This window comes from Nodosilinea sp. LEGE 07088, assembly GCF_015207395.1.
Classification (GTDB): Bacteria; Cyanobacteriota; Cyanobacteriia; order Phormidesmidales; family Phormidesmidaceae; genus Nodosilinea.
Genome location: NZ_JADEWX010000220.1, coordinates 1 through 8,133, shown reverse-complemented (window position 1 = coordinate 8,133; position 8,133 = coordinate 1). Strand labels below are relative to the sequence as shown.

Sequence of the window (8,133 nt, the reverse complement as noted above, 5' to 3'; positions counted from 1 at the left end):
GATGGGGGGATAAGGTCGATAGATCTGGGGGAATGTTTAGCTTACTGAGCGGTAAGTTGAATCAATGGTCTTCTTAGTGTTTACGGTCACTATGCTGGGAATTTTCTGGCTCTGGGCGCGGGGCGAAACCCTAAAAAGACAAGGTATTTCTCGACAGGGTACAGCAGCGGTAAAGACTCGGCGGCGCAGGGTTCAGACCAAGGGCAGAGGAGCAACCGTAGCTCCAGCGGTTGTGAATAGTGCGGTTAGCAAGATTACGACCTATACCCACAATCGAGAGGTATCGGCTCGACTGTTGCAGGCAACCCACCTCGCCCATCAGGGGCGATCGCTAGACTGGTGTGTCGAGAAAATTATTCACGATCTCGTGAGAGATAGGCGCTAGCGACATCCTTATTTTTTGGGTGATGGAGTATGCCAACACCAGCTTGGAGAAAGACCTGGAGCTAAAGGACAAAATCTCCGCCCAGGCCGGTATTGCTGAGTACTGGGTGGTGAATCTTAAAACTAGGGACCTGATTGTGTTTCGTAACCCGTTCGAGGGGGAGTATCAGGCAACGTCAACCTTGAGCGATGGCACCCTCTACTCCGAGAGTTTTCCAACCGTCGCTCTTGAGGTCGCCCAGCTAGTACTCGAAGGCTGAAATATGTCCACCGTTCTGGATCACTTGGCTCCCTAGCTCCCCTGCTCCCTAGCCCTAAGAATAGTATCTAAACTTGCGCCGTGGAGTACTAGTCCGGTGAAGCGATCGCCGATCTACTTCACCGAAACCCGACCATCGGCTTCGATGGTGATGCTGCGATCGCTCGGTTCAGCCGGGGCATCAAACACCTCCACTCGCAAGGTATTCGGGGCAGGTCGATACAATCGCGCCCGCACGGGCAAGTGTTCCTGCGACCAAAAAAACACCGAAGGGTTAGGCTGCGCCGTCCAGCCCACCTGCGTCTCGATGGTGTTGCCGGTGTAGAGCACGCGGGGGCCAAGCAGGGGTGGCTGCTCCAGGCTGAGGGGGCGGCTGCCCACGTTGACGACCTGAATGGTGATGCGATCGCCCGGCGTAAACTGGATCTGCCCTGACTTACAGTTGGCGGTGCAGGGGTCGGCCAGGGCCGTCGGCACGCTCAGCAACCATGCCGCCAGGCCAATCAAACATCCAACCGGCAAAAGCTTTTTCATGGTAACGATCCTCACACAGCGGAACTGATCTTTTGTAGCCGTTGCTAGGGTGCCCTTGGCGCCCGTCTACACATCTTGTAGGAATTAAGGCTGGATTTGGTATTGACCCGTGGAGCGCATCAGCATGGCAACAAACGTCTCTCACCCTTGCGCTTTGATCCAGCACTCACCCCATCATTTACCCCTGCTCTTGTATGGCCCAGTCTTTTGTCGCCCTGAGTCCATCGCTGACTTTGCGGGGGCGATAGCCTAACCCATAGGCTTTGGCGCTATTCGACGATACATCTGGCGGACGGCTAGCCGTCATAGCTACATCGGCCTGGCGGCTGGGAATCACCAGCGTTTTATCGAACCCAAATACCTCGGCCATGCGCAGGCCCAAGTCGTAGCGGCTGAGGCGCTCAGGGCCACCCAGGTGTAATAACCCATGGACGTTCTCCAGCGCCAGCAGCAGCCCGACGGCCACATCTTCGACATAGGCCGGGGTGCGAAACTCGTCTATAAACAAATTTAGTGGCTGACCCGATCGCACCGTGCGCAAAAAACCCTGCAAAAAGCAATCGGCGGTGGGGCTGGGGGGGCCATAGAGCAGCGGTAATCGGCAGATGGCGGCGGCAGGGTGCAGCGCCTGTACCAGCGCTTCGGCCTCGGCCTTGTGGTGGCCGTAGCGGTTGATCGGGTTGGGGCGAGAGGCTTCGCTATAGGGCGCGGCTTGACCGTCAAACACCTGGTCGGTGGAGGTAAACACCAAGGGAATCTGGCGCTGGGCACAAAACTGGGCCAGCCCGCGCGTCGCCTCGACATTGATGGCATAGGAGCGATCGGGGTCTTGCTCGCAGCGGTTGGGCTGGCTCAGCGCGGCGGTGTGAATGATGGCGCTAGGGGCCAGTTGCTCTAGCCAGCGATCGACGGCGGTGGCGTCTGTGAGATCGATGCGGTGCAGACTAACCCCCGGCAGCGGCGGGGTGTGGGCATGGTAGGTACCCTCGACCTGCCAGGTGGTCTGGGCCTGGCGGCTCAGGTGCCAGCCTAAAAAACCGCTGGCGCCCGTAATCAACAGGCGGGCAGGCGAAGCTGGAGTGGGGTGTGCCATCGGGGCTGACATGGGTTTGAATGTAGGCGAGTCTACTATACGCCTGGGGGCGGGTTGGGAGTGGCTATGGCCCAAAAACAGAGACGATGGAGCAGATACGAGAGCATGCGATCGCACTTTGCCCTGCTGGGGCTAGTACTCGCTCTGTGCTTAGGCCCAGTGGGGCTGGCGTCGGGCCAGACCCCAGCCGCCATCGACCCATTTTTTGCCGACGTGGTGGTGCGGGGGCAGCCGGTGTTTGAGGTGGGCGGTCTGCCCGAGGCCACCGCAACCGAGCGAGCCGAGCAGATCAATCGGCGCCTTGCCGCACTGCTGAGCCAAGACGCCGACCCGGCACCTATTACGGTCAATATCGAGAGCACGGTCGAGAAAAGCGATGATCGCCCCCAGGCGACCCTCCAGGTGAACCAGCGGTTGGTGATGACCGTCACCGAGCAGGATGCCCTTGATTTCAATACCCAAGTCCCTCTGTTGGCGCGGCGCTGGGCCAACCTACTCAACCAGGCTATGGCCCGCACCAATCTGGCGGTAGCGGTGCGGTATCGCATTCAAAACACATCCCAAGAACTGCTCAAAAACACCCTTGATAATCTGCCCGCCCTGGTCGGCTCCCTACTGGTGCTAGGGCTGACCTGGCTGATGGCCTTGATAGTACGCCATGCCGTGCTGGTATGGGCCACGAATACCGAGGGCGATCGCACCACCGAAGAGCTGATCAGCCGTCTCAGCTACGGCGGCGTGTGGACCCTAGGAGCGGTGGTCGCCCTGGGAGTGCTGGGGCTTAACCTGGCGGCGCTACTCGGTACCCTGGGGCTCACCAGTGTGGCGATTGGCTTTAGCCTGCGCGATGTGCTCAGCAACTACATTTCTGGGGTGATTTTGCTGGCTACCCGCCCCTTTCGCATTGGCGACCAGGTGGTGATCAACAGCTATGAGGGTACCGTCATTCAAATCCAGCTGCGGGCGACTACGATGCAAACCTACGATGGTCGCCTGGTATTTATTCCCAATCAGGAAGTGTTTCAGAGCAGCATTACCAACAACACGGCGTCTCCGGTACGCCTTAGCAGTGTCACGGTGGGCATCGATCACAACGCCGATTTGCCTGACCTGTTTCACCGCATTCAGCAGCAGATGATGCAGATCGAGGGAGTCGAGCCCGACCCGCCCCCCGCCGTGCTGGTGCGCGAACTCACCCCCAACAGCGTCAATTTAGAAGCTCAGTTTTGGGTCAACTCGCGCAAACAGTCATTTTTGCAGGTCACCTCCCACGTGCTGGCGGCGATTAAGCTAACCCTGCAAGCGGCCCAGTTTGCCGAACCCATCGCTCCCGCTGCCATGGCCACCGAACCAATTCCCAATGAGATCGATGCCCCAGACATCAGCGATGATTAAGCTATTACTCAAAGGCTGAAATATGTCCACCGTTCCGGATCGCTTGGCTCCCTAGCTTTCAGGAATAGTATCTAAACTTGCGCCCTAGAGCATTAGGTCCTGCGCCCCAGTCCCCGATTCCGTGCGGAATGGCTGCAAAATGAAAGCGCTGCCCCAGAATGAGCTCAACCATGGCCACCAAACGCATTCTTTTGATCGACGATGAGGCCGATATCCACCGAATTGCCCAGGTAGGGCTAATGATGGAGGCGGGCTGGGAGCTGCTGACCGCCCAGTCCAGCAATGAAGGCCTTGAAATCGCCTGCTCAGAGCACCCAGATGCCATTCTGCTAGATGTGATGATGCCTGAGCGCGATGGGATAGCTACGCTAAAACTCCTGCAAACAACGCCCGATACTCAAGCTATCCCGATTATTTTTATGACCGCTAAGGCCCAGGCTGCCGACAGACGGCAGTTGTACGCCTTGGGAGCCAGGGGTGTGATCACTAAACCCTTCGACCCGATGACCCTAGCCAGCCAAATTTCGGGCTTTTTGGCATGGTAGGGGCCGTTGATCGGGGGTATTTCCCACAAGATCCTCTCCTCAGAGATATTGGCTCAGCTGAAGGCTGATGCATCGACGCACGGCATCCCAGCTTTGTGTCTGGTGGCGCGCGATCGCCTCGCCGACCAGCTCTAGCTGCAACAAGATGGTGCCGCCGCCGTTGTGGCCAAACCCTTATTTTTTGCGGGACGGGTGCGCGAGGTCATTGGCACCACCTTTGTCTGGGAAGACCTGGTGGCCTACACGGTGGGCGTCGTCATACTGCTCTGCCTTGAAAAATCGCACAGTAATAGCCAGTCGCGAATGACGCCCCCCTGAGCGATCGTTGACACCTTTAGCGACAGGTACCCCGTCCCCATTGCCCGTCGTAACCAACTGAAACCTGGTCGCCAACTCGGGCTGGACGGTTAGAAAGATGAACCAGGGTTACATCAGCCATATCATTCACGCTACCTCGCCAGATAGCCTGCCCCTTACTGTTATTGCGGTCATAGCTGAGAAAGGTTTCAGCAATGCGCTGACCGCTGGAGCGGCGCCGCAGTTCAATGCGAGAAAACCCGGCTTCTCGAGTAAAAAACACGGTGAAGTCCAGGTCATTGACCAAAATTGACCCGGTGCAGGTCATTTGCAAGTTATCTTGGTTGGGTTCTTGGGCAATTGAGGAGGAAATCGGCGTTGTGGCCGTTGGCAGGGCCGCCATCGTTGAAGAGCTTTGGTGCAGCGCCATAGTTGCAACACTTACAACAAGAGCACTGCCAAAGAGCATGGGGTTCATGATTGTCCTTTATGTATGTCTAAGCAAATTTGGTGCAGCGCTTAGCCTAGGACAAAAAAATATTAAACCTGTAGGATATGGTAAATCGCCCATGGGGCCACCACCTGCCTCCTGAACTCCCCAGGCCCAGAATTGCCTACCTTTAAGGCTTAGCCCATCAAACTACTGGCGTTCACTGCTCCTGCACCAGCCGCAGATAGTTTTGCTTGAGCTGAATGTGGCTCTCGCTCATGCGATCGGACAGGGTTTTCTCCACCTGTGACAACTGCTCCCAAAACAGCGAAGAGCGTTGGGACGCAAGGTATTCTTTCCAAAGCTGCTCCAGCAGCTCTGCCGCTAGGGGGCTTTCGCGCCTGATATCGCCCACTATCTCCTCAAAGGCTAGGCGGGCTTCGGGGTGCTGCTGCACCTGTTGAGCCAGGCTGATGGCGGCTTGCAAACGGCTCGACAGGTCGGTAGAAGGGCTCATAGGGGAAGAAAATTAGTTATGATCTCTATTTACAAACCTAAACAATTAATCTCATCTCGGCAAGAAAACTCTGACCGTTGGCTGATATCTAGCTACGGCGGCAGGCAGAGATTGGGGTAGATTCATAGGGGGCTATGCCACAGGGCACTATCCTCCCGTTCATCTAGCCGCACCTTTCCTTGACCTATGGCTAAACAGCGCATTCTCTCTGGCATTCAACCGACAGGCAATCTCCACCTGGGCAACTACCTGGGGGCTATTCGCAACTGGGTTGACCTGCAAGACGAATACGACGCCTTTCTCTTCATGGCTGACCTGCATGCCATTACGGTGCCCCACGACCCGGCGCGACTGGCAGAAGATACCTACAAAGTAGCGGCCACCTATATCGCCTGCGGCATCGACCCTGAGAAAGCCACAATTTTTGTTCAATCTCACCTGCCCGCCCACGCCGAACTGGCCTGGTTATTTAACTGCATTACCCCCCTCAACTGGTTAGAGCGGATGATTCAGTTCAAGGAAAAGGCGGTCAAACAGGGGGAAAACGTCAGCATTGGCCTGCTCGACTACCCGGTGCTACAGGCGGCAGATATCTTGCTCTACGAGCCCGATTTAGTGCCCGTGGGCGAAGACCAAAAGCAGCATTTGGAACTCACCCGCGACATTGCCAACCGGCTCAACTTTCAGTTTGGTAGCGAAGAAAACCCGGTGCTGAAGGTGCCCGAACCCATGATTCGCGCTGAGGGCGCCAGGGTGATGAGCCTGACCGACGGCACTAAGAAGATGTCGAAGTCAGACCCCTCTGACCAAAGCCGCATCGATCTCACCGACCCGCCGGAGGTGATTGTGAAAAAGATTAAGCGGGCTAAGACCGACCCCGAACGGGGACTGTGGTTTGATGACCCGGCTCGGCCCGAGTGCCACAACCTGCTGACCCTCTATACGGTGCTGTCGGGGCAGACCAAGGCGGCGGTGGCGGCAGAATGCAAGGAGATGGGCTGGGGCCAGTTTAAGCCCCTGCTGGCCGATACGGCGGTGGCGGCGCTAGCCCCCATTCAGGCGCGCTTTAATGACCTCATGGGCGATCGCACCTACCTCGAAAGCATTCTCAAAACCGGACGCGAAAAGGCAGGAGCGGTAGCCGAGGTCACCCTAGGGCGAGTAAAAAATGCGCTGGGCTATTCCAAACCACTGTAGCTGGCGGGATATACTAAGCAACTACCCGTGGTTGAACCCACGGCTCCTAAGGGCAAGGATGCTGCCAGTCCCATGGATCCTTCCACCCCCTATAGCCCCTACGGATCGTTGAGGAGACCTGTTTGATTTCTGCACCCCTGGGTTATCGGCTGCGGACAGCGGCCAAGGCTAGCCAGTTCTTGGTCACAGCAGAGGTGATGCCACCTAAGGGGGGCAACCCAGACCATATGCTGGCCATGGGGCAGCTGCTCAAAGAGCGGGTTCATGCCGTGAATGTCACCGACGGCAGCCGGGCGGTGATGCGCATGTCATCGTGGGCAGCGGCGCTACTACTGCAACAGCAGGGGGTGGAGGCGGTGTGTCAGGTGGCCTGCCGCGATCGCAACCGCATTGCTCTCCAAGCCGACCTGATGGGGGTGCATGCCTTGGGGCTGCGCAACATTTTAGCCCTCACAGGTGACCCCGTAAAAGCTGGCGATCATCCCGAGGCGCGAAGTGTGTTTGATCTAGAGTCGGTGCGGCTGCTCAAGCTGCTCGAAAAGCTAAATTATGGGGTCGATAGCCATGACAAGCCGCTGGCCGATGGGGCACTCGATCTCTTTGCCGGGGCGGCCATCGACCCGCAGTCACCTAGCTGGTCGGGGCTCCAGCGGCGGTTTGAGGCCAAGGTCAAAGCTGGGGCGCAGTTTTTCCAAAGCCAGCTGATTACTGATTTTGATCGGTTGGGCAAATTTATGGACCAGGTGGCGGCAAGCTACCATCGCCCAGTGCTGGCGGGGATATTTCTGCTCAAGTCGGCCAAAAACGCCCAGTTCATCAATCGCAACGTGCCTGGGGCGCAGATTCCTGAGGCTATTGTCGAGCGTCTGGCTGCTGCCCGTGACCCGCTGCAAGAAGGGGTACAAATTGCCGCCGAACAGGTGCAGGTGGCCCGGCAACTGTGTCAAGGGGTGCACCTGATGGCGGTGCGCCGCGAAGATTTAATTCCCCAAATTCTGGATCTTGGAGGCATTGCTCCGCTAGAGACCGCTCTCAGCCATCCCAGCCATAGCTAAACCAGTCTCATTGCCGCGCTCACTCCAGCAGCAAAACCTGAATCAACGTAGTACGCATGAATCCTAAGGAAAAATGGAAACATACGGATCTTGTCTGCCTATCTACCTTTGAGAAGGCTATTATGCAGGTTATTTGCCTCCTATCTATCCTCTAGGGGGTGATGAGACAGCAGATAATCTGCCCATCTACCCTACAGCAGGCATATAGGCAGACTGGATCGATCCAATAACTTGTTCGGCCGCAGAGGAGGTGCCGGTGGCTGTTCCTGAAACCATCAAGATTCTCCGCGAGGAGGGCTAAGTAGCTAGGCGCAATTAAATATAAAACGTTCCAGTGGGTAATCTCCGGTTCTACTACGTGCCTCCATGCCCTCAATGACGGTCATGGCCAGGTCATATTCGTTATCAAACATCTGCCCGGCAATCT

General features: G+C 57.0%; 11 protein-coding genes. 7 read left to right on the top strand and 4 right to left on the bottom strand.

Translation table 11 applies throughout. The annotated features are described in order from the left end of the window. Nucleotides 1-64: 64 nt before the first annotated feature. Nucleotides 65-385, top strand: coding sequence for a hypothetical protein (locus IQ254_RS27775; RefSeq protein WP_193969393.1), 321 nt, complete (start codon nt 65-67; stop codon nt 383-385). Between the two features lie 19 nt (nt 386-404). Further along, nucleotides 405-644, top strand: coding sequence for a Uma2 family endonuclease (locus tag IQ254_RS27770; protein WP_369011369.1), 240 nt, complete (start codon nt 405-407; stop codon nt 642-644). A gap of 113 nt (nt 645-757) precedes the next feature. Here IQ254_RS27770 and IQ254_RS27765 read toward each other — a convergent pair whose 3' ends face one another. Both IQ254_RS27765 and IQ254_RS27760 read right to left on the bottom strand, forming a co-directional pair. Then, nucleotides 758-1,177 (bottom strand): hypothetical protein, encoded by a 420-nt coding sequence (locus IQ254_RS27765; protein WP_193969391.1) that lies wholly within the window; start codon nt 1,175-1,177, stop codon nt 758-760. 178 nt (nt 1,178-1,355) lie between these two features. Further along, on the bottom strand, nt 1,356-2,282 hold the full coding sequence (locus tag IQ254_RS27760; protein WP_228041166.1) for an SDR family oxidoreductase: 927 nt from the start codon (nt 2,280-2,282) through the stop codon (nt 1,356-1,358). A gap of 93 nt (nt 2,283-2,375) precedes the next feature. On the opposite strand from IQ254_RS27760, the gene IQ254_RS27755 reads away from it, so the two are divergent. The 3 genes from IQ254_RS27755 to IQ254_RS27745 all read left to right on the top strand — a co-directional run bounded on the left by IQ254_RS27755 (nt 2,376) and on the right by IQ254_RS27745 (nt 4,528). Further along, nucleotides 2,376-3,665, top strand: a complete 1,290-nt coding sequence (locus IQ254_RS27755; RefSeq protein ID WP_193969389.1) for a mechanosensitive ion channel family protein — start codon at nt 2,376-2,378, stop codon at nt 3,663-3,665. A 170-nt stretch (nt 3,666-3,835) separates the two neighbouring features. Next, a complete protein-coding gene (locus IQ254_RS27750) occupies nt 3,836-4,210 on the top strand; it encodes a response regulator (RefSeq protein ID WP_193969388.1) in 375 nt (124 codons plus the stop codon). A 162-nt stretch (nt 4,211-4,372) separates the two neighbouring features. Continuing rightward, nucleotides 4,373-4,528, top strand: a complete 156-nt coding sequence (locus IQ254_RS27745; protein ID WP_193969387.1) for a hypothetical protein — start codon at nt 4,373-4,375, stop codon at nt 4,526-4,528. Between the two features lie 16 nt (nt 4,529-4,544). On the opposite strand, the gene IQ254_RS27740 is transcribed toward IQ254_RS27745, so the two are convergent. Together IQ254_RS27740 and IQ254_RS27735 are read right to left on the bottom strand one after the other, a co-directional pair. Further along, nucleotides 4,545-4,937: a hypothetical protein gene (locus IQ254_RS27740; protein ID WP_228041165.1), complete on the bottom strand. Its 393-nt coding sequence runs from the start codon at nt 4,935-4,937 to the stop codon at nt 4,545-4,547. Between the two features lie 220 nt (nt 4,938-5,157). Beyond that, on the bottom strand, nt 5,158-5,454 hold the full coding sequence (locus tag IQ254_RS27735) for a hypothetical protein (RefSeq protein ID WP_193969385.1): 297 nt from the start codon (nt 5,452-5,454) through the stop codon (nt 5,158-5,160). Between the two features lie 186 nt (nt 5,455-5,640). Between IQ254_RS27735 and trpS the strand changes: the two genes are divergently transcribed. Beyond that, the gene (gene trpS, locus IQ254_RS27730) at nt 5,641-6,651 is read left to right on the top strand and encodes a tryptophan--tRNA ligase (RefSeq protein WP_193969384.1); all 1,011 of its coding nucleotides are present in this window, start codon (nt 5,641-5,643) and stop codon (nt 6,649-6,651) included. Between the two features lie 122 nt (nt 6,652-6,773). After that, a complete protein-coding gene (locus tag IQ254_RS27725) occupies nt 6,774-7,706 on the top strand; it encodes a methylenetetrahydrofolate reductase (protein ID WP_278000390.1) in 933 nt (310 codons plus the stop codon). The last annotated feature ends 427 nt before the right edge of the window (nt 7,707-8,133 follow it).

Bases quoted from the DNA above. Each gene is read 5' to 3' on its own strand.
- IQ254_RS27775 (WP_193969393.1), top strand. From the start codon at position 65: ATGGTCTTCTTAGTGTTTACGGTCACTATGCTGGGAATTTTCTGGCTC.
- IQ254_RS27765 (WP_193969391.1), bottom strand. From the start codon at position 1,177: ATGAAAAAGCTTTTGCCGGTTGGATGTTTGATTGGCCTGGCGGCATGG.
- IQ254_RS27760 (WP_228041166.1), bottom strand. From the start codon at position 2,282: ATGTCAGCCCCGATGGCACACCCCACTCCAGCTTCGCCTGCCCGCCTG.
- IQ254_RS27755 (WP_193969389.1), top strand. From the start codon at position 2,376: ATGCGATCGCACTTTGCCCTGCTGGGGCTAGTACTCGCTCTGTGCTTA.
- IQ254_RS27750 (WP_193969388.1), top strand. From the start codon at position 3,836: ATGGCCACCAAACGCATTCTTTTGATCGACGATGAGGCCGATATCCAC.
- IQ254_RS27740 (WP_228041165.1), bottom strand. From the start codon at position 4,937: ATGGCGCTGCACCAAAGCTCTTCAACGATGGCGGCCCTGCCAACGGCC.
- IQ254_RS27735 (WP_193969385.1), bottom strand. From the start codon at position 5,454: ATGAGCCCTTCTACCGACCTGTCGAGCCGTTTGCAAGCCGCCATCAGC.
- trpS (WP_193969384.1), top strand. From the start codon at position 5,641: ATGGCTAAACAGCGCATTCTCTCTGGCATTCAACCGACAGGCAATCTC.